The organism is Bacteroidota bacterium (assembly GCA_018692315.1).
GTDB lineage: Bacteria > Bacteroidota > Bacteroidia > Bacteroidales > JABHKC01 > JABHKC01.
On sequence record JABHKC010000045.1, the window covers coordinates 24,346 to 50,602 of the forward strand.

The 26,257-nt window shown below is 33.7% G+C and carries 19 protein-coding genes; 14 read left to right on the forward strand and 5 right to left on the reverse strand.

Going from position 1 to position 26,257, the window contains the following annotated elements; translation table 11 throughout:
• Window positions 1–70 precede the first annotated feature (70 nt).
• Window positions 71–2,398 (forward strand): response regulator, encoded by a 2,328-nt coding sequence (locus HN894_03845; GenBank protein ID MBT7142447.1) that lies wholly within the window; start codon window positions 71–73, stop codon window positions 2,396–2,398.
• A gap of 152 nt (window positions 2,399–2,550) precedes the next feature.
• Window positions 2,551–3,393 (forward strand): hypothetical protein, encoded by an 843-nt coding sequence (locus HN894_03850; GenBank protein MBT7142448.1) that lies wholly within the window; start codon window positions 2,551–2,553, stop codon window positions 3,391–3,393.
• A 138-nt stretch (window positions 3,394–3,531) separates the two neighbouring features.
• Here HN894_03850 and HN894_03855 read toward each other — a convergent pair whose 3' ends face one another.
• Window positions 3,532–5,346, reverse strand: a complete 1,815-nt coding sequence (locus tag HN894_03855) for a peptide MFS transporter (GenBank protein ID MBT7142449.1) — start codon at window positions 5,344–5,346, stop codon at window positions 3,532–3,534.
• 390 nt (window positions 5,347–5,736) lie between these two features.
• Here HN894_03855 and HN894_03860 point away from each other — a divergent pair, with 390 nt between their 5' ends.
• The 4 genes from HN894_03860 to murA all read left to right on the forward strand — a co-directional run bounded on the left by HN894_03860 (window position 5,737) and on the right by murA (window position 10,938).
• Window positions 5,737–7,248 carry an NAD(P)H-hydrate dehydratase gene (locus tag HN894_03860; protein ID MBT7142450.1) on the forward strand — a complete coding sequence of 504 codons (1,512 nt, stop codon included), beginning with the start codon at window positions 5,737–5,739 and terminating at the stop codon, window positions 7,246–7,248.
• Window positions 7,249–7,364: 116 nt separating this feature from the next.
• Complete coding sequence (locus HN894_03865) at window positions 7,365–8,567, forward strand: DUF4831 family protein (protein ID MBT7142451.1); 1,203 nt, start codon at window positions 7,365–7,367, stop codon at window positions 8,565–8,567.
• 143 nt (window positions 8,568–8,710) lie between these two features.
• Window positions 8,711–9,421 carry a DUF4290 domain-containing protein gene (locus tag HN894_03870; GenBank protein MBT7142452.1) on the forward strand — a complete coding sequence of 237 codons (711 nt, stop codon included), beginning with the start codon at window positions 8,711–8,713 and terminating at the stop codon, window positions 9,419–9,421.
• 197 nt (window positions 9,422–9,618) lie between these two features.
• Window positions 9,619–10,938, forward strand: coding sequence for a UDP-N-acetylglucosamine 1-carboxyvinyltransferase (gene murA, locus HN894_03875; protein MBT7142453.1), 1,320 nt, complete (start codon window positions 9,619–9,621; stop codon window positions 10,936–10,938).
• 69 nt (window positions 10,939–11,007) lie between these two features.
• On the opposite strand, the gene HN894_03880 is transcribed toward murA, so the two are convergent.
• Window positions 11,008–12,666, reverse strand: a complete 1,659-nt coding sequence (locus tag HN894_03880; GenBank protein MBT7142454.1) for a T9SS type A sorting domain-containing protein — start codon at window positions 12,664–12,666, stop codon at window positions 11,008–11,010.
• Window positions 12,667–12,921: 255 nt separating this feature from the next.
• Here HN894_03880 and HN894_03885 point away from each other — a divergent pair, with 255 nt between their 5' ends.
• From HN894_03885 to HN894_03920, 8 genes are all read left to right on the forward strand, one after another.
• The gene (locus HN894_03885) at window positions 12,922–16,371 is read left to right on the forward strand and encodes a T9SS type A sorting domain-containing protein (GenBank protein MBT7142455.1); all 3,450 of its coding nucleotides are present in this window, start codon (window positions 12,922–12,924) and stop codon (window positions 16,369–16,371) included.
• Window positions 16,372–16,537: 166 nt separating this feature from the next.
• Complete coding sequence (locus HN894_03890) at window positions 16,538–17,704, forward strand: proline dehydrogenase (protein ID MBT7142456.1); 1,167 nt, start codon at window positions 16,538–16,540, stop codon at window positions 17,702–17,704.
• Between the two features lie 5 nt (window positions 17,705–17,709).
• On the forward strand, window positions 17,710–18,165 hold the full coding sequence (locus HN894_03895) for a hypothetical protein (protein ID MBT7142457.1): 456 nt from the start codon (window positions 17,710–17,712) through the stop codon (window positions 18,163–18,165).
• Window positions 18,166–18,176: 11 nt separating this feature from the next.
• A complete protein-coding gene (locus HN894_03900; GenBank protein ID MBT7142458.1) occupies window positions 18,177–19,484 on the forward strand; it encodes an alginate export family protein in 1,308 nt (435 codons plus the stop codon).
• Between the two features lie 77 nt (window positions 19,485–19,561).
• Entirely contained in the window at window positions 19,562–20,233 is a 672-nt protein-coding gene (locus HN894_03905; GenBank protein ID MBT7142459.1) for a hypothetical protein, read from the forward strand.
• A 26-nt stretch (window positions 20,234–20,259) separates the two neighbouring features.
• Complete coding sequence (gene dprA, locus HN894_03910) at window positions 20,260–21,369, forward strand: DNA-protecting protein DprA (GenBank protein MBT7142460.1); 1,110 nt, start codon at window positions 20,260–20,262, stop codon at window positions 21,367–21,369.
• A gap of 33 nt (window positions 21,370–21,402) precedes the next feature.
• Window positions 21,403–22,407 (forward strand): NAD(P)H-dependent glycerol-3-phosphate dehydrogenase, encoded by a 1,005-nt coding sequence (locus HN894_03915; GenBank protein MBT7142461.1) that lies wholly within the window; start codon window positions 21,403–21,405, stop codon window positions 22,405–22,407.
• Between the two features lie 10 nt (window positions 22,408–22,417).
• Entirely contained in the window at window positions 22,418–23,956 is a 1,539-nt protein-coding gene (locus tag HN894_03920) for a YifB family Mg chelatase-like AAA ATPase (GenBank protein MBT7142462.1), read from the forward strand.
• Window positions 23,957–23,971: 15 nt separating this feature from the next.
• Here the strand turns inward: HN894_03920 and HN894_03925 are convergent, their stop codons facing one another.
• From HN894_03925 to HN894_03935, 3 genes are all read right to left on the reverse strand, one after another.
• Window positions 23,972–24,823 carry a DUF350 domain-containing protein gene (locus HN894_03925; GenBank protein ID MBT7142463.1) on the reverse strand — a complete coding sequence of 284 codons (852 nt, stop codon included), beginning with the start codon at window positions 24,821–24,823 and terminating at the stop codon, window positions 23,972–23,974.
• Between the two features lie 43 nt (window positions 24,824–24,866).
• On the reverse strand, window positions 24,867–25,610 hold the full coding sequence (locus tag HN894_03930; GenBank protein MBT7142464.1) for a hypothetical protein: 744 nt from the start codon (window positions 25,608–25,610) through the stop codon (window positions 24,867–24,869).
• Between the two features lie 66 nt (window positions 25,611–25,676).
• Entirely contained in the window at window positions 25,677–26,222 is a 546-nt protein-coding gene (locus HN894_03935) for a DUF4178 domain-containing protein (protein ID MBT7142465.1), read from the reverse strand.
• Between the last annotated feature and the right edge of the window lie 35 nt (window positions 26,223–26,257).

The window sequence follows — 26,257 nt, forward strand, 5'->3', positions numbered from 1 at the left end:
TCTAACTTGCAAAAAAATTGGATATTTTCTAAAGTTTTATTAGAAATGAATGTTGTAAGGTAATTAACTGATGTTTGTACAAAAGGAATCTAAAGTAAGCAAATTCGAAATTCATCCGATAAACCTGTCATTTCAAGGGGAATCAAAAGATCTGGAAAAAGAATTTATTGCTGATTACACCAGTAAATCTTTACAAACAATTCGCATTACTCTTTTAATAGCATCAGTTTTTTATGCAATTTTCGGATTCTTAGACGCAAAATTAATTCCAGAGATGAAAAATCTTCTTTGGCTAATTCGATACGCTTTCGTAATTCCATTCATAATCGGTGTTATTTTGTTTTCATATTCAAAACACTTTAAAAATTGGATACAACCTATATTATCTTTTACCATGGTTGTAAGTGGAATAGGAATTATTATAATGATAATAATTGCACCTACTCCAATTAATTATGCCTACTATGCCGGACTGATATTAATTTTTATGTTCGGTTATATTCTGATAAGATTAAGATTTATATGGGCAAGTTTGGCAGGATGGACAATTGTGATTATATACGAACTTATTGCCATAGATAATACTCCTTACGAAATATTTTTAAACAATAATTTCTTTTTTATCAGTGCAAATATTATTGGAATGGCAGTTTGTTATTATTTCGAATATTATTTAAGAAGAGATTTCTTTCTCGTTAATAAATTAAAAAAGGAGCAAAAGAAAGTCCTGCAAATTAATAATGAATTAGAACAAAGAGTTGTTGAACGAACAGAACAACTAAAAGTTAGCAACGATGAATTATTGATTGAAGTCAGGAATAAAAGAATTGCTGAGGTTGAGCTTAAAAAAAGCCAGAAATTTCTGGAAACAATAATAGACAATATACCTGCAATGATTTTTGTGAAAGACACAAAAAATCTTAAATTTATTATATTCAATAAAATTAGCGAAACCATTTTAGGATTGAAACGCGAAGAGGTGATAAACAAATCGAATAGTGAAATATTTGCTACAGATTCAGCAGATATTTTTTCGAAGGAAGACCAAAAAATCATAGAAGGAGATTGCGAAATAATTGTAGTTGAGGAATATTTCGAAACAAAAAACCACGAAAAAAGACTGTTTCACACAAAAAAACTACCCATACTTTTTGAAGAGGGCAAACCAGAATACATTTTAGGTATTTCAGAAGATATCACCGACAGAAATCAAAACGAAGAAAATCTGAGAAGTGCTAAAATAAAAGCCGAAGAGTCCGACAAATTGAAGACAGCATTTCTTTCAAATATGAGCCACGAAATTCGGACCCCAATGAATGCAATAATTGGTTTTGCAGGTCTATTGACCGACCATGAAATTACGGCAGAAGAAAAAGAATCCTACATTTTTCAGATAAATCAAAACAGTAATGCTTTATTGAATTTAATTGAAGATATTGTTGATATTTCAAAAATTGAATCAGGGCAGCTGAAAATCAATATCGACGAATGTTTGATAAACAAAATCATTTTAGACATTTATTCTACATTTTCCGAAAATCAGCAGCTTTTTTCCGAAAAAAATGTTGAGTTAAAATGGTCAATGGCAAATAGTAATCCAGATTTTTCGATTCGGACCGACACATTCAGGTTACATCAAATTCTGAACAACCTTGTCGGGAATGCAATAAAATTTACAGAAAAAGGGTCAATAGAATTTGGATATATTCTAAAAGATTCAGATACAATTTTGTTCTACGTAAAAGATACAGGGATTGGCATTGCCGATGATAAAATTAGTTATATTTTCGATAGATTCGGAAAAGTTGAATCAGACAAATCCAGACTTTATAGAGGAGCAGGCTTAGGATTAACAATTTCAAAGAGCTTAATAGAATTATTGGATGGAGAAATTTGGGTTGAGTCTTCCCTTGGAAAAGGCTCAACTTTTCATTTTACAATTCCAATAAATAAAATCGTTATAGTTGAAGGAAAGGCAAAAATATTAGATTTTAAAACCAAGTTTGTTGAAAATACTGATAGTGTTGTTAACATTTGGAACGAAAAACGAATACTTATAGCAGAAGATGTTGCTTCAAATTTTCAATATGCTAAAGCCGTTTTGAGTCCTACAGGAGCAAATATTGTATGGGCAAAAAATGGCTTCGAAGCAGTTGAAATTTGTAAAGCCGATGATAGTATTGATTTGATACTCATGGATATACAAATGCCTGAAATAAATGGTTATGAAGCTACTCACAGAATAAAATCCTTTAGAAAACAACTTCCAATTATTGCTCTGACTGCTTTCGCATTATCTTCTGAAAGAGATGATTGTTTTGCGGAAGGTTGCGACGATTATATGGCAAAACCAATCAAAGCTAACAAGCTAATTTCCATTATTAAAAAGTATATATAGTGCTTCGCTAAGGGTTTACAAACCCTAAACTCAACATTTTGGAATGGAGTTTCTTATTGCCTCAAAATAGCTTTCAAGAAAATCGGATTAAACCTAATTTCAAATACGGTATTTATGATATTATAATGGTAGTATAATTTAAAATCTATATCATGAAAAAACTTAGTTTCCTTTATCCAATTATTGTTTTAGCGAGTTGCGTTTTCATTTTTATAGCTTGCGAAAAAGAAAAAGCCGACTATTCTATTTTATCAGCTCAAGACAATGCTATTGCAAATAATATTTTCGATGATGTTTTCAGTCAGGCTGACGAAGCAACTAAAAATGCTGATTTGCAACTATACGAAACAAGCAACAAAATGATTGATACAGGTGGATGCTCAAGCCTTACTATAACACCATTTGACATAATTACATGGCCAAAATACATTACAATCGACTTTGGAAACGCAAATTGTTTATGCTCCGATTTGAATTACAGACGAGGAAAAATATTGATTGAACTTTCAGACAGATACAAAAATGTAGGAGCAACACATACAATAACTTTCGATGATTATTACATTAACAACAATCATGTTGAAGGAGTAAAAACCATTATAAATAATGGAGAAAACACAGATGGAAACTATTTTTTTACTGTGAATGTCTCAAATGCAGAAATTACAAAACCTGATAGTACAATAATTTACTGGAATGCAAACAGGATAAGAGAATGGATAAATGGTAGCACAACATCCTTGTGGATTTGGGACGATGAATATTTAATTTCCGGAATATCATCGGGAATAAATACAGATGGCAAAGAATTTACAATTACAATTATTGAAGATTTAAATATTGCACTTTCATGTCCATGGATACGAAGTGGAAGTTTAGAAATTGAGGTTAATAATTCTTCTCCAACAATTACTGTAGATTATGGAAATGGTGATTGTGATGCAAATGCAACAGCAATAATTGATGGGAATAATTATCCATTTGTTATGAACTAATTTTTGTCTTATAAAGCTGGTTTTTAGCTCCGAAGAGTTTTTTGAGATTAGAATTTCCGGTATTATATTTTTAACAATAAAAAAGGGAATAAATTAAATTTATTCCCTTTTTTCAATATATAAAAATATCTAAGATTCTTAGTTTGTTTTCTCTAATCTTTTCATAATTGCAAAGATAAATGCTGCTGATACGAGACAACATGCAACGAAAATTAACCATAATTGCCATAGGTCTATCTTTCCCCAGAAGCTACTTCCAATAAATAGAAGCTTATTACCTACCGCTGTTGCCAGTAACCAACCTCCTTGCATCAATCCCTGGAATCTGCCAGGAGCTACTTTTGAAACAAATGATAATCCCATTGGACTTAGGAATAGTTCTGCAACAGTTAATATCAGGTAGGTCGAAATTAGCCAGTAAGGCATCACTCTGGATGAGTCAGGAACTGGATTTGATCTGACAATTTCTCCAGTCGCTTGATCAACTACTTGGAGTTCATGAGGTGATACCAAATTCAGCGAGCCAACTAACATCACCACAAAACCAACAGCTGCTATAATCATACCGTATCCAATCTTTCTTGGGGTGGATGGTTCCTTTCCTTTTTTATTGAGCCATGAGAACACTCCCATTACAAGAAATGTAAGCGTAACAATGAACAATGGATTAAAGGATTGGAAAACCTCAGGTGCAATTGGATTGCTGTCAGGATCTGCTTTTGTAAACAGATAGTACACAGAAGAACCTCCAGCTACCAATAAAGCTCCACCAATTAGGCGTGTATTAAGTTTCTTCCCTTTTCCTAAGACAAGCACTATTCCGGCTAAGAATGCGATAACAGAAAGGATATTTTCTAGCTCAAAGAACATATAGGTAGCAGGATCAACAGCCTTTGCCGTATAATCTCTTGCGAAGAATGTTAATGTAAGACCATTTTGATGGAATGCCATCCAGAAAAAGATTACGACAAAGAATACTAGCAATAATGCTGAAACTCTTGATTTTTCTTCTTTTGTTGAGATTGTTATGATCCAAGTAACAAAAGCAGCAAAAAGTCCGATAGCTGCACCTGTTTCAATATCTTTTAAAAGGCTTACACCAAAGGCAACAACGATACCAACCACAACTGCTATAGGAATAGCGAAAGGTTTTTCACTAAATGTAATTTTAGATTCAGTAGCTGAGGTTTCTTTTTTTGGTAGGTGCTTGTTGAACACGATATAAACAACCAGAGAAATTACCATTGCAATCGCAGCAACTCCAAAAGCATAATTATATCCATGTGAGAAAGCATCAAGATAATTATGTGAAAATGAACTTAGATCAGTTACCGGCCCACTCAAACTAACCTGGTCAGCCAAAGCCTGAAATTGATTTGTATTGTCAAGGCTACCATTCTGGAACTGGTGACACAATGCGGGAAGAGATCCGTCATGTAAGAAATCTTGTGTTTTTAAGAACCAATTTCTCATTCCTGTTGCCACAAAAGGAGCAAAAAATGCCCCAACATTGATTCCCATATAGAAAATCATGTATGCAGTGTCTCTTACTTTGTCATACTTTGGGTTGTCGTACATCTGGCCAACAACAGCTTGTAGATTACCTTTAAACAACCCATTACCAAAGGCTATTATACCTAGTGCAGTAAATGTAATCACTTGAGGTAAATCAGGAACGGCCATAATAATGTAGCCACCAAACATGATAATTTGTCCAGCCATAATAACAGTCTTGTACTTACGGGTGGCATCTGCCAAAATACCGCCAACCAATGCTAATGCATAGATTGCAAAATAAAACCAACTGTAAACATCTCCGGCAATGTCTTCACTCAGACCATATTTGGCCTGAAGAAAAAGTACGAGAATTGCCATCATAGTATAAAAACCAAATCGCTCGCCCATGTTGGTAAAAAAAGCTACTAACAAACCCTTCGGGTGTCCTTTCAACATAATTATTAATTTAAGTTAATATTAAGTAAATTCTCATTTCAAAGTGGGCAAATATATAAAGCTTTTTTAAATCTTCAATGAGTTTGATGATATTATCTTGCTTTTGAAAATCAACAATTGTTGTATCTCTTCATTAAAGTTTAGATTTGTTCGATATTATGAAAGTTTTTGTAATTTAATCATTATTAGAGCAATAATTCAGAAAGTTCTCTAATTCAATTAAGCGAGACTTGATTGTTCCTTATGCCAAATGAGCATTTCATAAAATAGAATATGTTTTTTTCAACTATGATAAATAATCTTCACCGTTAGCCAATTTCAATTAAAAAAACAATCATACTATTGTAAAAACCTGTTAATTTGTTTACATTTGTGAAAAAAATATGAAAGATGAAAATTTTAGGAACTAAACAAACCAGAGATGCCGACAAATTTACAATAGAAAACGAACCTATCAAATCGATTGATTTGATGGAAAGGGCGGCTACAAAATGCACAGAATGGATAGTTAAAAGATTTGATAATCAAAATCGGATAAAGATTTTTGCGGGTAGCGGAAACAATGGAGGAGACGGGCTGGTAATTGCCAGGCAATTAGATGCTTTGAATTATCATGTAGAATTATTTTTTATTAAATTTTCGGACCATATTTCTGAAGATTGTTCAGTAAACCTCTCAAGGCTTAGAGAACAAACAAATATAAATATTGATGAAATAGAGGAGAATTCTGAATTGCCGCAAATTCTTGATTCCGACATATTAATTGATGCAATCTTTGGTTCAGGATTATCCAAATCTATTGAAGATTTTCCTGCAAATGTTGTAACGCATTTAAACAAAACCAAAGCAATAATTATTTCTATTGACATCCCATCAGGTTTGTTTGGCGAAGACAATTCCGAAAACTACTTTAAAAATATTATTGAAGCAGATTACACACTAACTTTCGAAAGTCCAAAACTATCGTTTCTTTTCTCCGAAAACGAAAGATATGTTGGAGAATGGGAGGTTTTACCAATAGGTTTGAGCAAAGAATATATTTCGCAAATCGACACAGAATTTTCGTTAATATCAAAAGAGCAGATAAAACCAAAAATTAAAAGAAGAAAAACATTTGCTCACAAAGGACATTTTGGCCATGCACTTCTCATTGCCGGTGGCTACGGAAAAATTGGAGCTGCTGTTTTAGCTGCCAAAGGATGTTTGCGTGCAGGAGCAGGATTGTTGACCACTCATATCCCTCGCTATGGCTACGAGATACTTCAAACTTCAGTTCCGGAATCTATGCTTAGCGTTGACAAATACGATAAAGTAATTTCAAAAGTTAGCATAATCGACAATTTTACAACCATTGGAATTGGACCAGGAATTGGCAGGTCCAGAAATACGCAAATAGCAATAAGAGAACTTATTGAGCAAGCTAAAGTCCCTATGGTAATAGATGCAGATGCAATAAATATTATTTCTGACAATAAAGACCTTCTTGAAAAAATACCAGAGGAAAGTATTTTCACACCACACCCAAAAGAATTTGAAAGAATTGCTGGCACGGCTTACGATAATTATTCCAGAATTCAACTTCAAAAAGAATTTGCTCAGAAACAAAAAGTTTATGTAGTACTTAAAGGTGCATACACTTCTGTTGCCTGCCCCGATGGTTCCTGTTTTTTCAATCCTACCGGAAATCCGGGAATGGCTACCGGCGGTAGTGGCGATGTGCTGACTGGAATAATATTATCGCTACTTGCTCAACGATATTCTTCGAAAGATGCTGCACTAATCGGTGTCTTTCTTCACGGATTAGCCGGAGATTTTGCTACCAGCCAGCATGGACAGGAAGCAGTTATTGCCAGTGATATTATCGATAATTTGGGCAAAGCTTTTCAAGAAATAAAAAAATAAATCAAGCTTTTAGGAATTATTGCTAATTGAAATAATCTTTCTCAAATTAATAAATAGCTATTATTTTAAAAGTGTACATACAAAAAGTTAGGCTTTAACTCATTAGAATCAATACAATGAATCAAATCAAAAAATATTTTCAAAAAAAAATACGTAAGAAACCACTTTTCGGAATTCTGCTATTAATTGCCTTTTCGGGATGTTCACCACAAATAAATGTCATAAATATAAAAGACGCAAAAATATCTGAAATTGAGGACAATGTATTTTTCTATTTTTTACCAAAAACAACAATAAAAGTAGAAGTTGAGGCAGAAAAAACAGATTTTATTGCAGGACCTTATGCAAAATTTGCTGAGAAACTTCTCGGAATAAAAAATATTGACACAACAAATCACTCCGAATGGAAAATAAATGATTTACAAATTAGTGATTTCAGTAGCCCCGATACCAGCCAAATATATTTGATAGTTTCAAAAAAGAAATCCATTGCCAATAAGATTAATTTATCTGAGGATGGGCTTATTAAATCTATTAATAGCGAAAACAACACAGAAAATTTTACACGAAGTAATGATGTTTTTCTTGATGAGACAATTGAAAAGAAAGTTTATTTTACAAAACTTTCGAATACAGAGAATTTTTTCGAAAAAACTCTCAATTCATACAAAACAATAAAAACTGATAGTTCATTTATTCGTGTTCCGGTTTCAAAAACAGAAATCCACCAAAAAACAGACGAGCAAAAGGCTGAGGAAGTTGTTAAATTGATATTAAAATTGCGAGAAGAAAAAATTGCCTTACTAATCGGAGAATACGATATTTTCCCTGAAGGGGCAGCAATGTCAGCAATTATTAATGAATTAAATTCGCTCGAAAAGGACTATATTTCATTATTCACCGGTTATACTATTAGCAATGCAGGAACTCAAAAAAGAGTTTACGAAATTTGTCCAAATTCAGCTTTCGAAAACGAAAGATTGTTATTCAAATTTTCTTCAAAAGATGGCATTTTAGAGCCAAATAGCAATAATGGTAAAGAAGTGAAAATTGCGTTAGAGGCAATACAATGCAATGAAATATTTGAAGATTATTATTTCAAACAAGACACACTGGTAGAGCAAAACAATGGCTTATTCTACAGATTCCCGGCAACTACTAAAGTGAAAATTTCTTACGAACAAAAAGTGATAGCATCAGCAAAACTTTTGGTTTCGCAATTTGGGGCCGTTTGCAAACTCCCATCATATTTATTATATGAAAACAAAAGTAAGATTGAATTTTATCCTAAATTTGGTTCTTTAAAAAGCATAAAATAGTTAGGGTTTTAAAATTGCATTTTTGAAATTTTAACTCAAATGAAACGCAAATAGTTTATTATCCGAAAATTATTCAAGGAGTTGATTTTTATTTATTTATTATAATATTCTTATTACTTTTGCACTACTAAAATTGAATATATATGGAAAATATGGATTATAATACGTCAAGACCAAAAATTACTGTTCCTGAATACGGCAGAAATGTTCAACACCTTATCGACAAAATAAAACTAATAGAAACCAAAGAAGAAAGAACAAAAGCAGCTTTTGCAGTAATTCAAGTTATGAAAAATATGAATCCCGGTGTGAAAGATACCACCGATTTTCAGCACAAATTGTGGGATCATTTAACCATTATTTCCGATTTCGATTTAGATATTGATGCTCCATTCGAACTTCCTACAAGAGAAAAAATATATGATAAGCCTGCAAAACTTGACTATTACGAATCAAAAGTCAAGGTAAAGCACTATGGCAAAACCTTGCAGTTGCTCATCGAAAAAGTTTCGGAATGGGAAGATGGTCCTGAAAGAGAAGAATTGATAAGGGTAATCTGCAATCAGATGAAAAAGAATTATTTAATGTGGAACAGAGAGTCAATTACAGATTCTATAATTTTTAAGGACTTAAAATATTTGTCGAAAGGAAGACTTATCCCCAAAGAACATATTGTTTTGCTGGATACTCAAGAAATATTAGTTAAAGTGAGGAAAAGGAAAAAGCGAATGGAAGCTGAAAAAAAGCCCTCCAAATATAACAAAGAAAGAAGAACTGATAAAGTTATTTCTGTAGAAAAAGTAATAGATATTACAAATGGCAATTCAGAAAAAAAAGCTGAAAACGCAATGTAAATCATAAATTTTGCCTTTTCAAAATGAAAGAAGTTTTGATAAATTGTTTCAAAAAAATGCGAAATGTCAGGACCTATTTGTAAAATAATTAGTGATTTCTTAAAATATAATATTGCTTTAGATTCAAAAAATATTTAATAGAAAGCTATAAAATATATAAAACTCTATATTCATTCTTGTTATAATATTCCAAATTAATGGCTACATTTGAAATACAAGGCTCAAACAAGCTAAAAGGCGATTTGTTTCCTCAAGGTGCAAAAAATGAAGCCCTTCAGGTAATTTGTGTTTGTTTACTAACTCCCGAAGAAGTAATTATCGATAATATTCCAAATATTCAGGATGTGCGAAAACTCATCGAACTACTTGAAAACTTAGGTGTTAAGGTAATCAAACTTGGAGAATCTAAGTTTTCCTTCCAGGCAAAAGAAATCAATATAGACTATTTAACCTCAGATGATTTTAAAAATAAAGGCTCGAAACTGCGAGGTTCTATAATGATTATTGGGCCACTTTTAGCACGATTTGGTAAAGGATTTATTCCCCAGCCCGGGGGCGACAAAATCGGACGACGAAGGTTAGATACTCATTTCATCGGTTTTCAAAAACTCGGAGCAAGTTTTACTTACAACCAAAAGGAAAATTTCTATCAAGTAAGTGCAGAAAAACTTACCGGTGCACATATGCTTCTCGACGAAGCTTCAGTTACCGGAACTGCAAATATTCTTATGGCTTCCGTTTTTGCTGAAGGAAAAACAACCATTTACAATGCAGCCTGCGAACCATATGTTCAGCAATTGTGCAAAATGCTAAATAGCATGGGAGCAAAAATTTCGGGCATTGGATCAAATTTGCTAACCATCGATGGAGTTTCAGAACTCTCGGGCTGTTCGCACAGAATTTTGCCAGATATGATAGAAATTGGCAGTTTTATTGGATTAGCTGCAATGACACATTCAGAAATTACGATTAAAAATGTTGCATACAACGAACTTGGCATTATTCCAGATTCATTTAGAAAATTGGGCATAAATTTCGAATTAGTAAACGATGATATTTTCATTCCTGAACAAAAAAGTTATGAAATAGAAAAATTCATCGACGGTTCAATTCTTACCATTGCTGATGCTATTTGGCCAGGACTGACACCTGATTTATTAAGCGTGCTTTTGGTGGTAGCTACTCAGGCAAAAGGCAGTGTTTTGATTCATCAAAAAATGTTCGAAAGCCGCCTCTTTTTTGTCGATAAACTTATTGATATGGGAGCACAAATAATTCTTTGCGACCCTCACCGTGCAACTATTATCGGAATAAACAACGAATATAAACTAAGAGCTACACGGATGATATCGCCCGATATTCGTGCCGGTGTAGCTTTGCTTATAGCTGCACTTTCGGCAGAAGGTACGAGCGTGATCCAAAACATTGAGCAAATTGACAGAGGTTACCAAAATATTGATGCCAGACTAAATAAAATAGGTGCTAAAATAAAAAGAATTGATACCGATTGCATGTAGATTTGTCTGTTAGCCCTTAGCTATTGTCTTTTGGCTAAAAGCAATTGGCTAAGGACTAACAGCTAAAATCTACCTATTTTGCAAAACACACTTTCTTTCAATATAATAATCCTCAGATTTTAGTCGGATAAAATAAATTCCTGAACTTAAATTCTCGGCATTCCATTCAAAACTATTTTTTCCGGCAGGTATATTTCCATTAAAAATTGTTTGAACTTTTTGCCCCGAAATATTAAATAGCTCGACAGAAGCTTCGGTATTTTTTGAATTTTCTACCTCAATTGTGAGCAGCTCGTTAAATGGATTTGGAAAACTCGAAAGTTCAATATTCTTAATAATATTTATTTCAATGGAAGAAATGTCAATATCGTTTCCAAAAATGAAATATTCATAATCGTCATGAGACATATCGTTGCAAGATACGCACAGAACCAAACGAGACAATACGTAATCAGTTGGTTGCTTAAACGAAACCATGTCTTGCCAATTTGATGAAATTACTTCTTCTAAAGTATCGTTTTCAAAAGCCAGCAATACAATATTCCATGTTCCGTAATCGTATAAAACTTCCATATCAATTGTATCAAAAACAAGAGGTAAATCATAATAATGACATCCATATGGATACATCATTTCAGTTTCATCAACAGGAAAAGCATTTGGAGAGGCTTCAATACTAAATTGTGGAAGGTCGAAATATTCGTATCCGTATTGCCCGCTCGAAAGGCTGGTATCGTCTAAGAAATTGGCAATTGTCCAATTCAAAAACACACTGTCGAAATTTATCTGAAAACCCGATGAAACAAGAGCATCTTCAATTCCTTGAATGCTTGTTGTAGTTTCCGAAACAATTTGTTTGATAAATGCTGCTCCTCCAAATTGTTCGGAAAGATATGTAAAGAAAAGCTGTGTCTGAACATAATCAGCAAATTCGCTATCCCAAACAGTTAGTCCATTGCCGGGGTTTTGCGGAAAACCAGTTAGAGGATCAGGATGCCCGAACAAAACCATTGCATATTCTGCACAACCTTCGTCAACCCATGATTCTTCATAAGGATCTATTTCGAAATGAATTAAATGCTCTAATTCGTGAGCCATAACCGACAACATTGCAGGTCCCACAGGATCAACCTGATTTTTGTCGCAATTCAGATATAACATTTCACATTCGTTGCTATGCTCACCATAAGTCATGGCTTCTGCTTCCGTAATTTGATTAAATGAGGAAAAATATCCGTCGAAAACAGTTCCCATAAATGAAGCAATTGACGAAAAGAAAAATATAACTTTTGGGTCGCTATCTAAAACATCGGGGATAGGCCCAAAGTTTGTCTCATCCATTTCAACAATTCCCATAGTCGAAGAGCTGAATGTTGCATTTTCGAGATAGTGCATAATAGTATCAACATCGTCCTGTGTCATTTCTGTAAGCCAATCGTCGTCGGCAACAAAAACATATGAACGGTCGCCCACAGCTCTACAAGTGGCAGAAACCAAAATATTTTGCGGTGGCATACCGCTTAAATCCCATTTCCAGAAACTTGTTGAATCACCCACAGCGTATGCCTGAGTACTTTTTTGCAATTTTCTCATTTTTACAATATCGGAACCTACATATTTTTTGCAAATCTCTTTTGCACGATTTGTATATTTTGTAAGCAAAGTGTCGCTAGCATTTACACTTAGGTAAATTACTGAAACTAAAAGTAATAGAACTAATTTTTTCATCTAAATAAAATTAATTAATAAATATAAACATTTTCAATACTTGTACAAAAATACATTTTTCTTTTAAATATAATTTTCTGAAAGCTTCCCAAAAAGCTAAGTGTTTGTAAATAAATAAACTATCCTGTTTTTAACACCCATACTGTCAGCCCCAAAAGTTTTAAGGACTTTTTGGTCAAACTTTCGTAAAGTTCCTAAATCATTCACAACTATTTCATATCTTTGATTGTCAATTTTGTAATGAAATATCGTATAATGCTTAGTAAAACAAAATATATAATTGGTTCTTCATACTTACTTATACTATTTCTATTTTTACAACCAAACACCTTCGCCCAAAAAGAAACTGCAAACTGGATTTTTGGGATGTACGACAATTGGGTAATCTTTACAGATAGTGGGCCAATTCCATATAGCCCACCAAACAATATCCAATGGCAGCCCGATTTTTTTGAATCTGGTGGCTGTGCATCTACAATTAGTGATAAAGAAGGCAATTTAATTCTTTATACAAATGCGGAATCTGTTTGGAATGGGCAACTTCAATATTTAGGATATCCGAATGGTCATTGGTGGGGTTCCACAATTATTATCCCGTCTCCTGGTAACTCAACTAGGTTTTATATTATTACAACTTTATATGCAGGTTTAACTGGATTAAAAATCTATCAAGTAGATATGTCCTTAAACAGTGGTTCCGGGGGGAATGTTTACAATGAATCCTTTGGAACAAATTTAGTTCCCAAAATTGCCACAACCTATCATTCCAACCAAAAAGACATTTGGCTAATTGCTCACGATTGGAACAGCAATTCTTTTCGTTCAGTTCTGATTACAGAACAAATTCCTGGAGCTTCTCCATTTATAACAACTACGCCGGTAATAAGCAATGTAGGGCTAATCCAGCAAGATACTGCAGTGGTCGATTTATGGAATAGTGCTTCGGTTGGTAAAATGAAGATATCACCGGGAGGCAATCATATTGCTATGAGTAGCAATGGACTAAATGCTGTTGAAATATTCGATTATGATAAAGAAACAGGTATAGTTTCAAATCCAAGAACCATAAATATAGACAGACCATTTTGTCTTGAGTTTTCGCCAAACGGCACACTATTGTATATCGGACAACTTTATAAATGCTTTCTCAGCGGATGTACTCTACCAAATGTAACTAAACATGTATATCAGCTTGATTTAATGGCAGGTACAGGAAGTGAAACTGATATTCAAAATTCAATGACTATTGTCTCATCTTATTTGCAATCATCAGATCCTCCAACTGGCCCACAATTTCAGTTGGCTTCCGATATGAAAATATATGTCGATGTAGTAAGTTGGGAGGTTCCGGTTATTAGCAATCCTAATCTATTAGGGACAAACTGCAATTGGACACCTGATGGTATTGTTTTTCCCAATGGTTGGCCTGGAACTGGTCCAATTCAACTTTTCCCAGACTTTTTTACACCATTTCTCGATTTTAATATCCTTTTCGAAAATGCCTGTTTTGAAGATTCTACTATGATTTACACCAAAACAAATCAAGGTTTTGATTCTATATGCTGGGATTTTAGTGATCCTACACTTGGAAATTTTAGTTTTCCAAATCAGGATACTATTTTTTATAAATTTTCGCTTGCCGGAAATTATCCAATAACCCTTAAACGCTACCGCAACGGTAATCTTGATGAGCTAACTAAACTTCTGAAAGTTCTGCCAAAGGTTAATATTAATTTGAATATCGACACGATGCTATGTCAGGGTGCAGAGCTTGAAGTTTCTGTATCAGATAGTTTGTGCGAGTTTGTTTGGCTTAGCAGTCTCTCATACGACAGCATTTTTTCCGACACAATCCAAATTTCGCAAAATGGCACTTACTGGCCAATTGTAACAAATTTCGATGGAATTTGCGGTAGTATTGATACTGTTCAGGTTCAGTATGCTGAAATTAATTCTGAACTTGGAGTCGATTTAAATGACTGTATTTCAAATCCTTTAATTTTATCTCCAACTTTTCAATATGCCGACAGCCTTCTTTGGTCAACTGGCGAAAGCACCGACAGCATTTTTGCAAATCAAGCCGGTTTGTATTTTGTAAGTGTTTATTATGCAGGCTGCTATGATTACGATTCTATAAATGTGGATTATGAATATCCTTTAAATCCTCATTTGGGTTCTGATGTTTTTCTTTGCCTTGATGATTCTGTAAACCTTTTTGGAGGAAGTTTTTTGAATACTGATTATTTTTGGTTGCCATCATTTGAGACAACTGAGCAGATTTTTGTAAGCAATTCAGGCGAATACATTCTTTCAGTTTCAAATATTTGTGGAACATATTCAGATTCAATTTTGGTAAATGATTTAAATCCACCGGTAGTAAATCTCGGAAATGATACAATACTTTGTATCGGCGACAGCTTGATTTTAGATGCTACAAATCCACAATCCATCTATTCATGGATGGATGTTTTCTACGATAGCGCAGTAACAGTTTGGACAACAAACAATTATTGGGTAATTGTTGAAAATCAATGCGGCTCAGCTACTGATAGCATTTCGGTCGAATTTCATATCCCTTTGGAAATTAATCTTGGGAATGATACTACAATTTGCAACAGCGACAGCCTTCAATTGTCTATTGATAATTTTTTATTTTTTATTGCAAACTGGTCAACTGGAGAAACTGGATTAGAAATTTTTGTACAAGATTCAGGAAATTATTGGGTAGAAGTTGAAAATGCTTGTGGAATTTTTTCCGATACAATCAATCTGAATTTGGATTTTCCTATAGAAGTAAATCTCGGAAACGACACTACAATTTGCGCAAGCGACAGCCTCCAATTATCCATAGCCAATAATCAATCATCATTTGCAAACTGGTCAACAGGAGATACTGTCCCAGAAATTTTTGTTCAGGATTCAGGAAATTATTGGGTGCAAATTGAAAATGCCTGCGGAATTTTTTCCGATTCAATCAATCTGAATTTAGATTTCCCTTTGGAATTAAATCTCGGCAACGACACCATAATTTGCCACAGCGACAGCCTCCAATTATCAATTAACAATTATCAATCATCAATTGCAAACTGGTCAACAGGAGAAACAAGCTCAGAAATTTTCGTTTCCGATTCAGGAATTTATTGGGTGAATATAGAAAACGCTTGCGGATTTTTTTCCGATACTATGGAACTTTTTGTTAGCAATCCGCAATTTAGTTTTCCTGTCGATACACTTGGAATGTATTCAGGCTATATCGAACTTATGGCTGACTCTGGCTGGATTTCATATCTTTGGGAAAACGGCGAAACAACGAATCAAACAGTTGTGAGTGATACAGGCTGGTTTTCTTTGCAAGTTTTCGATAGTCTCGCTTGCTCCACTTCCGATTCCATATATATATTGGATATTTCTGCAATTCCTGAAAACGATGAAATTATTGTTTCCAACGATTTTATATTAATTCTATATCCAAATCCCGGAACAGGAATATTTAATTTAAAAATATTTGCACCTGATGATGATTATTGTTCTGTGGATATTTTCAATATCAATGGCCAAAATGTTTTTTATCAGAATAAATTAGACCTATTAAAAGGTTGGCAGGAACATCAAATTGACTTGTCAACAAATTCTGATGGAGTTTATAATATTTTATTAAATTCTGATAAATTTGAGATACAAACTAAACTTGTATTAATAAAATAATATTCATCTTTGCACAAGACCTGACAGGTTTTGAAAACCTGTCAGGTCTGGATTTTGGATAGTTTCTAAATGTACAAACACCTATTTCATATCTTTGATTGTCAATTTTCAAAAAAATAATAAATAGAAATTCTATTCTTTATATCTTTGAAAAAATATTTTGATTATGTTCAATAACACAAAAATTGCATTTATAAGCAAATCTGACAAAGACCTAAAAAGAGCGTATTTTTTGTTTAAAACGCTATCTAATACTTTTTTAAGTAAGGCAGGTACATTATTAACAAATATTGCAATTAGCATTAAATTTCCTATTAATTGGATTATTAAACCTACAATTTATGAACATTTTGTAGGTGGCGAAAGTATCGAGGAATGTAGCAAAACAGTAGGTTTACTCGAAAAATATAAAGTCCGGGCAATTCTGGATTATTCTGTAGAAGGAAAAGAAAGTTCCGCTGACATTCAGAAGGCTTTGGATGAAACAATTATGTCGATAAAAAATGCAGGCAAAGATAAAAATATACCTTTCGCTGTTTTTAAGCCCACTGCATTTGCCAGGGCTGCAATTTTAGAAAGAGCTAGCCTGACCGATCATCTCAATTCAGAAGAAAAAGAAGAAGCAGAAAATTTCAGAAAACGAGTAAATATTTTGTGCCAAACTGCTTTTGATTCCGATATTCCAATACTTATTGATGCTGAGGATTCCTGGTTTCAAAATTTTGTTGATGAAGTTGTAACAGAAATGATGGAGAAATTCAATAAAGAAAAAGCCATAGTTTTCAATACCTTGCAAATGTATAGGCACGATAGACTTGAATTTCTGAAAACTTCTTTGCAAAAATCCATTGAAGGAAATTATTTTCTGGGGATGAAATTTGTCAGAGGTGCCTATATGGAAAAGGAGAGGCTACGTGCCGAGAAAATGAACTATTCAGATCCAATTCAGCCGAACAAGGAAGCAACAGATAATGACTACAACGCAGCCCTAAAATTTTCAATAGAGAACATAGACAGAATTTCCATTTTTAATGGAACCCATAACGAAAAAAGTTCGAAATATCTATGCGAATTGATGCAGGAACATTCGTTGCAGAAAAATGATAAACGGATATATTTTGCACAACTTTATGGGATGAGTGACCATATCAGTTTCAATTCGGCTGATGCAGGATATAATGTTGCAAAATATGTTCCGTACGGACCAGTAAAATTCGTAATGCCATATTTGCTACGAAGAGCCGAAGAAAATACCTCGGTTGCCGGACAAACCAGTATAGAACTTGAGTTACTACAAACCGAAATGCAGCGAAGGAAAAACCTTAAAAAGTAAAAAATATGATTATTGATACAAGAAAACGAGGAACGAATATAAAACTTGGATTTGTTTTGGGTGGAATTACTGCATTGGCACTACTTGGGTTTATCTGGTTTTCGGGAATATTTGTGAGCAATCATGCCCCATTGGCAATCACAATAATATTTGTTGTTACATATATTTTCGTATCAATACGCTCATACCAATTTATTTATTATTCCGATGAAGGCGATTTTATAATTTTCAGATATTTCAAAATTATTCCTACAACTTTAGTTCATAGTTCAATAGAAATTAAAAAAAACTCGCTTTCGAAGTATGAATTGAAAAAATCTTTTTTCAACCTGCGAGAAGAAATTATTTTTTCGCAAAAAACGAAAAGAGGGATAGCTAAATTTCCGCCCGTAAGCATTGCAATTTTAGACCAAAAACAAAAAGAATATTTAATTAAATCGCTTAATAAAATTTTAAACTAATTTTTACTATTATGAAACACATTGTATTTTTAATTTTAGTTTCGTTTCTAATTTTCAGCACTACCGATTTGTTTTCGCAATTTGTAGTGAGCGGACAGTTTCGCCCAAGAGCAGAACTCGGAAACGGGTACAAAGTTTTACCTACAGAAGCTGACGACCCAGGGTTTTTTATTAGTCAGCGAACTCGATTGAATTTTAACTATTCAACTGAGAAAATGAAGACCCGTTTATCTTTTCAGGACATCAGGGTTTGGGGAGACGAAGATATTTATAACAAAAGCGGAGTCTGGGCAAAAGATGCTAAAAATCTGGACGTTTACGAAGCATGGTTCGAATTTAAGATTTTCGAAAACTCTATGCTAAGAATTGGAAAACAAGAACTTAAGTACGATGACCAAAGACTAATTTCGTGGAGAAACTGGAGTCAATACGGACTTACCTACGATGCACTTCTGTATAGCTTCAATAAAAAAGGAATTCAAGCAGATGTGGGATTATCTTTCAACAATAAAAGTTCAAACTCTGTTAGAAAAGAATATTATTCTGATAACAATCGAATGAAAACCTTAAATTTTATTTATCTGAAAAAGAAATTCAACAAAGCCATGCACTTGTCGCTGATTGCAGTAGCCAGCGGATACGAAAAAGAAGGAAATCCTTCAATAATTTATTTGTCAGAAACAATGGGAGGAAATTTTGTTTTCAAAAATAAAATTGTGAATGCCTCAGCTACAGCGTATTATCAAATGGGTGAAAATCCAACAGGCCAAGATGTAAGTGCTTATTTGATTGCTGCAAAAGTTTTAGGCACCTATGACAAGTTCACTTTTGGAGGAGGTATAGATATATACTCGGGGCACGATACTGAAAACACCGACGAAGATTATGTTAATACCGACCACACTTTCGACAATTTGTATGGTGCAAGATTTAGTTTAAACGGAAATATGAACCATTTCACATTGTTCGATGCACATACTAAAAATGGCGGCTTGACCGATATTTATGTGCATTTCAAATATGCTATAAGCAAAAAATCTACGGTAAAAACCGATTTTCATGCTTTTTCTTTAACAAAAGATGTTTTAAATACTGTGAGCCTGGAAAACTATGATAAAGCGCTCAGTAACGAAATTGACATTGCCTATATCCATAAATTTAGCAAGGCAGTGAAACTAAATGCCGGTTTTTGCTATTCGCTACCAGGCGAAACTCTTGAAATGTTTAAAGGAGTTTATGTTGAAGGTGAAGATGTTATTAATCCGCTTTTTAGTTATTTGATGATTACTGTAAGCCCAACTTTTTTCAAGAGCAAATAATATTCAGAATATAGTCTAATTGTACATTTTACATATTTTACATATTTTAGCAAACTTTTAAAACAAAAATTTATAAAATGAAAAATCAATTTTTAGCATTAATTATTATAGTAGTAAGTCTTGTTTTCAGTAATAAAGCGAATGCTCAAATATCAAGTAGCGACCGCATTTTCAGTTTAGGAACATCACTTGGATTTTATCCAAAATACGATGATGAATATAATAAAGATGCATACAAATTTACTTATTCAACACCAATTTTTATACAATATGAAAAAGGTTATGGAGAAGGTTTTGAGATAGAAGAATTAGATAATTTACTGAGCTATGGTGTATATTTGGGCTACTGTAATAAAGAATACTCCAAAGATATTAATGATGGTGGATTGCAATATATGGTAAAAGGCTACAACAAATTTGATTACTTCATGGTAGGAATTGTTGCGAATTTGCATTATAAAGCATGGCTTGCTGAATATAATCTTCCTTCCTTGCCTGAAAAATTAGATTTGTATTTGTCAATTAAGGTAGGGGCAGTTATTAATTTGGAAAGGACAAATTACGAATACGTATATCCAAATGATAATATTCTCCCAACAACCAAAAAAGATACAGAAGTAAATTTCTATGCGGCACCACAACTTGGAGTAAGATATTTAATTACAAAAAATCTTGGAGTATTTACTGAAATAGGCCGCCAGAATTTATCGTGGTTTAGCTTAGGTTTGAGCTATAGCTTTGAGAAATAAGATAGCATGTTAGCATTTTCTTTATGATGGATCTTAATTTACTAAAGTACAAAATTGGGATTAGTTTAATTCCTGGAATAGGAAGTGTTATTGCAAAAAAATTGATTGCATACATTGGAGGTGTCGAAGCAGTTTTTAAAGAAAAGGAGAGTGTTTTACAAAAGATTCCGGGAGTAGGTTCCATCTTAGCTCGCAGCATAGTTAGACAAAACGTTCTTATTCAAGCAGAAAAAGAAACTAAGTTTATTGAAAAAGAAGGTATTAATGCCTTCTTTTATTTAGATGCAGATTATCCTAACAGACTGAAACAATGCAACGATGCTCCAATCATCTTGTATTCGAAAGGAAATGTCGATTTCAATCAAGAAAAAGTAATAAGTATAGTTGGCACTCGAAAAGCAAGTTCGCGTGGAAAAGAGGTTTGTAGCCAATTGGTTACAAAACTCAGGGAAAACAATCATAATCCAATAATTGTAAGTGGCTTTGCTTATGGTATCGACATTTCGGCACATAAGGCTGCAATAAATAATAAATTGCCAACAGTGGCGGTTTTAGCTCATGGATTGAATACAATATATCCGGCATTGCACAAAAAATATTTAAACGATATTTTTGAAAATGGAGCAATTATTACAGAATTTTTGCACGAACAGTTGCCTGAAAGAGTAAATTTTGTAAAGCGAAACCGAATTATTGCCGGAATTTCGGATGCGACTATTGTAGTTGAATCTCCGGTAAAAGGCGGCTCTTTAATAACCGCAGAGATTGCAAACTCGTATTTTCGAGATGTTTTTGCTTTTCCGGGGCGAACAAATGATACATATTCAAAGGGATGCAATAAATTGATAAAATGCAATAAAGCAGCTTTGATTGAAGATGTTGAAGATCTTGAGTATATATTAAATTGGAATAAGAAAAAGGGAAATTCACATGCAATTCAACAAAAATTATTCAACGAATTGTCTGAAAACGAAACTATTATTTTAGATTTGCTCAAAGAAAATGGAGAATTAGAAATAGATACAATTAGCAGAATGTCGAAATTGCAAATAAGTAAGGTTTCGTCATTGTTGTTAAATCTAGAATTTGCAGGACTTATAAAAGCTTTACCGGGAAAGATTTTTACTCTATCATAAGCCTTGCAAATTGAAATTTCAAAAAAAATAGAAATGGAGAAAACAGCTCATAATAAAAAAATTGCAGTCTTAGGTGGCGGAAGTTGGGCTACCGCAATAGTAAAAATGCTTTTGAATAACGAATCAAAAGTAAATTGGTTTATGCGAAATCCAGACCTGATAGAGTCGATAAAAAGATTTCATAGAAATCCCAGATATTTAAGCTCTGCTTACCTCGAAATTAGCAAAATCAATTTTTCTTCTGATATTAACGAAATTGCAGAAAAATCTGATGTTCTTATTTTTGCCATTCCTTCTGCTTTTTTGAAACTGGCACTTGGTAAACTAAAAATCAATATTGAAGACAAAATTATTGTATCAGCAATCAAAGGGATTGTTCCGGACGAAAATATGATAATTGGCGATTTTTTTAATAATAAATATGATATTCCATTGCCTTCAATGGTAATAATCTCAGGCCCTTGTCATGCTGAAGAGGTTGCACTTGAGCGTTTGTCGTATCTAACTATAGCTTCGCAAAGTGAAGACAATGCAAAATATATTGCCAGCTCATTGCAGTCGAGATATATAAAAACACTCATCTCCGACGATATTTTTGGCACAGAATATTCAGCAGTTTTGAAAAATATTTTTGCAATTGCCGCAGGAATTTGTCATGGTTTGCGTTATGGTGACAATTTTCAAGCAGTGCTGATTTCCAATGCCATTCGCGAAATCAAACGTTTCGTTGATACAGTCCACCCAATAACGAGAGACATCAAAGATTCTGCTTATCTTGGCGACTTGCTTGTTACTGCTTATTCCAAATTCAGCAGGAATAGAACTTTCGGAACAATGATTGGTCAGGGATATTCCGTAAAGACCGCCCAATTGGAAATGAACATGATTGCAGAAGGCTATTATTCAACTTATTGTATATCAAAAATAAATGAAAAATATAAAGTAGAAATGCCTATTACAGAAGCTGTTTACAATATCATTTATCGAAAAAAATCGCCTGCTAATGAAATTAAATTATTAACCGATAAGTTGAACTAAAACAAAAAAAATGTTAGTAAAAGCATACGGTTCTGCTGTTTACGGAGTTTCAGCCACGACTATTACCATTGAGGTGAACGTATCGCAGGGAATAAATTTTTTTCTTGTCGGATTGCCTGATAGTGCTGTAAAAGAAAGCCAGCAAAGAATAGATTCAGCTTTACGTACCAACGGATATAAAATACCTGGGAAAAAGGTTGTTATAAACATGGCGCCTGCAGATATTCGCAAAGAAGGCTCTGCCTACGATTTACCTCTCGCTATTGGTATTATGGCAGCATCTGAACAAATAAAATCCGAAAAAGTTGGGGATTATGTAATTATGGGCGAGCTTTCTCTTGACGGAAGTTTGCAGCCAATAAAAGGAGTATTGCCAATTGCAATTCAAGCACGAGAAGAAGGTTTCAAAGGATTTATTTTGCCAAATCAAAATGCAAAAGAAGCCGCCGTAGTCAATAATTTGGAGATTTATGGTGTTGATAATATCAAAGAAGTAATTGATTTTTTCAATGAAGAAATTGAATTAGAGCCAACTGTGGTTAATACTCGCGACGAGTTTTATAAGAATATTAATATTTGCGATTTCGATTTTTCCGATGTAAAAGGTCAGGAAAATGTGAAGCGTGCTTTGGAAGTTGCTGCCGCCGGAGGGCACAATATAATTATGATAGGACCTCCGGGTGCCGGAAAAACTATGTTGGCAAAACGTATCCCTACGATAATTCCTCCACTGACTTTGCATGAATCATTAGAAACAACAAAAATACATTCGGTTGTAGGGAAAATTTCGCGTGAAACTTCTTTGATTACAAGTCGTCCTTTCAGGTCGCCACACCACACAATTTCTGATGTTGCACTTGTTGGAGGCGGACAATTTCCGCAGCCCGGAGAAATTTCCTTAGCTCACAATGGCGTTTTATTTTTAGATGAATTGCCCGAATTTAAGCGTACAGTTTTGGAGGTTATGCGTCAGCCGCTGGAAGACCGAGTCATTACCATTTCTCGAGCAAAATTTTCGGTAGAATATCCAGCAAGTTTTATGCTTGTTTCTTCTATGAATCCCTGTCCTTGCGGATATTATAATCATCCAGAAAAAAATTGTGTTTGTTCGCCGGGAGTTGTCCAAAAATATTTGAACAAAATTTCAGGACCTTTGCTAGATAGGATAGATATTCATATTGAAGTAATTCCTGTTTCGTTTAAAAAACTTTCGGAAACGAAAATGTCTGAAAATAGCATAGAAATAAGGCAAAGGGTGATAACCGCAAGAGAAACTCAGGAGAGGAGGTTTGCAGAAAATAAGGAAGTTCATTCAAATTCGCAGATGAGTTCAAAACAAATCAGAAAATATTGCGAAATAGATGAGACAGGCAAAACATTGTTGAAAAATGCTCTGGAAAAATTAGGGCTTTCAGCTCGGGCTTATGATAGAATCTTGAAAGTTTCGAGAACTATAGCAGACCTTGAAGGTTACGAAGATATTCTATCTGACCATCTGGCGGAAGCAATACAATATAGAAGTTTGGATAGGGAAAATTGGGCTGGGTAGAAATTTGTAATTGATTTACATACACCAAGTCAACAAAACAGATCCGCCAATATATGAAAATGCTTCAATTAATGCAGCACCGATATTTGGTTTTTCCTGATTTATAATTTCGTCAGTAAGTTTTTGTCCGGGCAATAAAATTTTATCACTTAAGAATCTTACAACTGGTAATAGAATTATTCCAATTAAAACCTCAATACCTACAAATGACAGGGTAGTAGCCCAACTTTCGAAATCGTCCATTAGGGCAAAGCGAATAAGATTTCCGATTGCTATTATTGCCCCTGCAAATCCAATTCCAACAGCTACATTGTCTTTTTCTATATGTTCGTGAATGTTATATGGAGTAATCAAATCGTAAACAAAACTAATAAGTAAAATCACGATTTGACCGATTGCCCAGAAAACCAATGCTGTCATAATACCACCACCTTCTCCGGAAACTGCTCCGAGAATTATTAGACCTGTAGCAATAGAATTTGCAGCTTCTACAACTCCTGTACCGGCATTTTGGTCATCTATTATTTCTTTTCTTACAGAAAACTTCCGTAGAATAATCTTATCGTTGATTATTATAGAAATATTTAGAAGCAAAATTGCTATAAAGCCATAAATGAAAATATCTGCTAAATCGATGAGTAAGCCATTCGAAGGTCCAATTATTGCACTTCCAATTGCCAACAATAAACCAACAAAATATCCGGTATGTGAAATGGCAAATGCAAAATTGTCTTTATGTACAAGTTCGTCTTTTATATTAATATTTCTATGAAATAGCTGGTAAACCATTTTGCCAATAAAAAACAATATAAATCCACTTGCAAGATAAACTACTGTCGTGATTGCTAGGTCTAAGATATGTGTCATTTGGTTATTTTTTTAATAGTTAAAATAGCTTGAAAAATAAATATTATTTGCCACTTCCGCCGCCTCGCGAGCGAGATCTTGAGCTGCTATACCTTGAGCTAGATCTGCTTGTTTTAGACGTACTGGAACTTCTCGAAACTTTGCTTTGCACTTTGTTCCTGAAATTTGAGCTATTTGTATATTTCGAATTACTTCTCGATTTTGTATTATTGTCGCTATATGTACCATAGTACGATTTTCCGTTCGAGCTGGGCCCATAGTACGATTTTCTTCCGTAATAGTTTGAATGATAGTCGTTCCAATGGGTTCTGTTGGCAGGATAAGAAATCATATGAAACATACTCGAAAGCATGGCATATTTTCCATAAAATTCCCAAAAACTACTGCCGCCTCTATCGGACCATTTTCCGTATTTTTCGTTGCCAACATAGTTGGAATAGCCGGCCGGACTTGCAGTTTTGTTAAGTTTTCCATCAGCATTTCGCGAAATAATTTCCATCCCCATATTGTTTTCGTGAAGATAAAAGAAGTCTTTGCCTACTTCTATCCAATCGGTTTTTGTATCGGAAATATTTTCATTTTTTTCAGTAACTATTTGGTATTGATGTTTGTAGGTTTTTGCAAATGTTCCTTCAACACCCATATCGTATAAAACTATTGAAAAAACTGCATCGCTGGGCAAGTCTCTTACGAGAACATCAACAGGGTTTTTTACAAATTCCTTGCTGCTGCACGACATCAAGATTATTATCAGTAATAGGCTGAAAGATAGATGAATATTTTTCATTTCTTTATTTTTTATAAAAGGAAATATTTAGTTTATTTTGTTTTTTCGATGGTCAAAAGTATGAATTTATCCGGGCAATATATTCGATATTTCAAATTCTTTAATTACAGTACCTACTGAAGATTCAAAATCATCGTCTCCCCATTGTTCAATATTTAGGATATTTTCGTCTGTTTCATCATAATAAGTCCAGGAAATTACTTCTGCCCAATCGTCTGTTTTATTCTCGCAATCCTTAAAAAATCCGGGATTTTCACCGTCAAGAAAATACTTTATATTTTTATATATCAACGATTTAGGAGGTTTGTCATTTTCAGAAATATATTCGGGAATATCTTCACTGATGGTTCTGATTTTTATTTTTTTACTGATTGATATTGAAATTTCGTCGTCGTTTTCTACACTAAGAAAAAACTGTTGTTCGCCATCGTCAATTTTATATTCTCTCGAAAAAAAATTGTTTCCCCAATCGTAATCGTAAGCAGCTTTCACTATCCAGGTCTTAAGGTCGTATTCAAAAACAAAACCTTTTTGCAAGTCTAAAACACTTATGTTGGTAGGATCGTACTCAGGTTTTTTTTCTTTTTTTTTGAACACATCAAAAATTCCCATATTTCTTTTTTTTAAATAATCAAATTATCATTTTG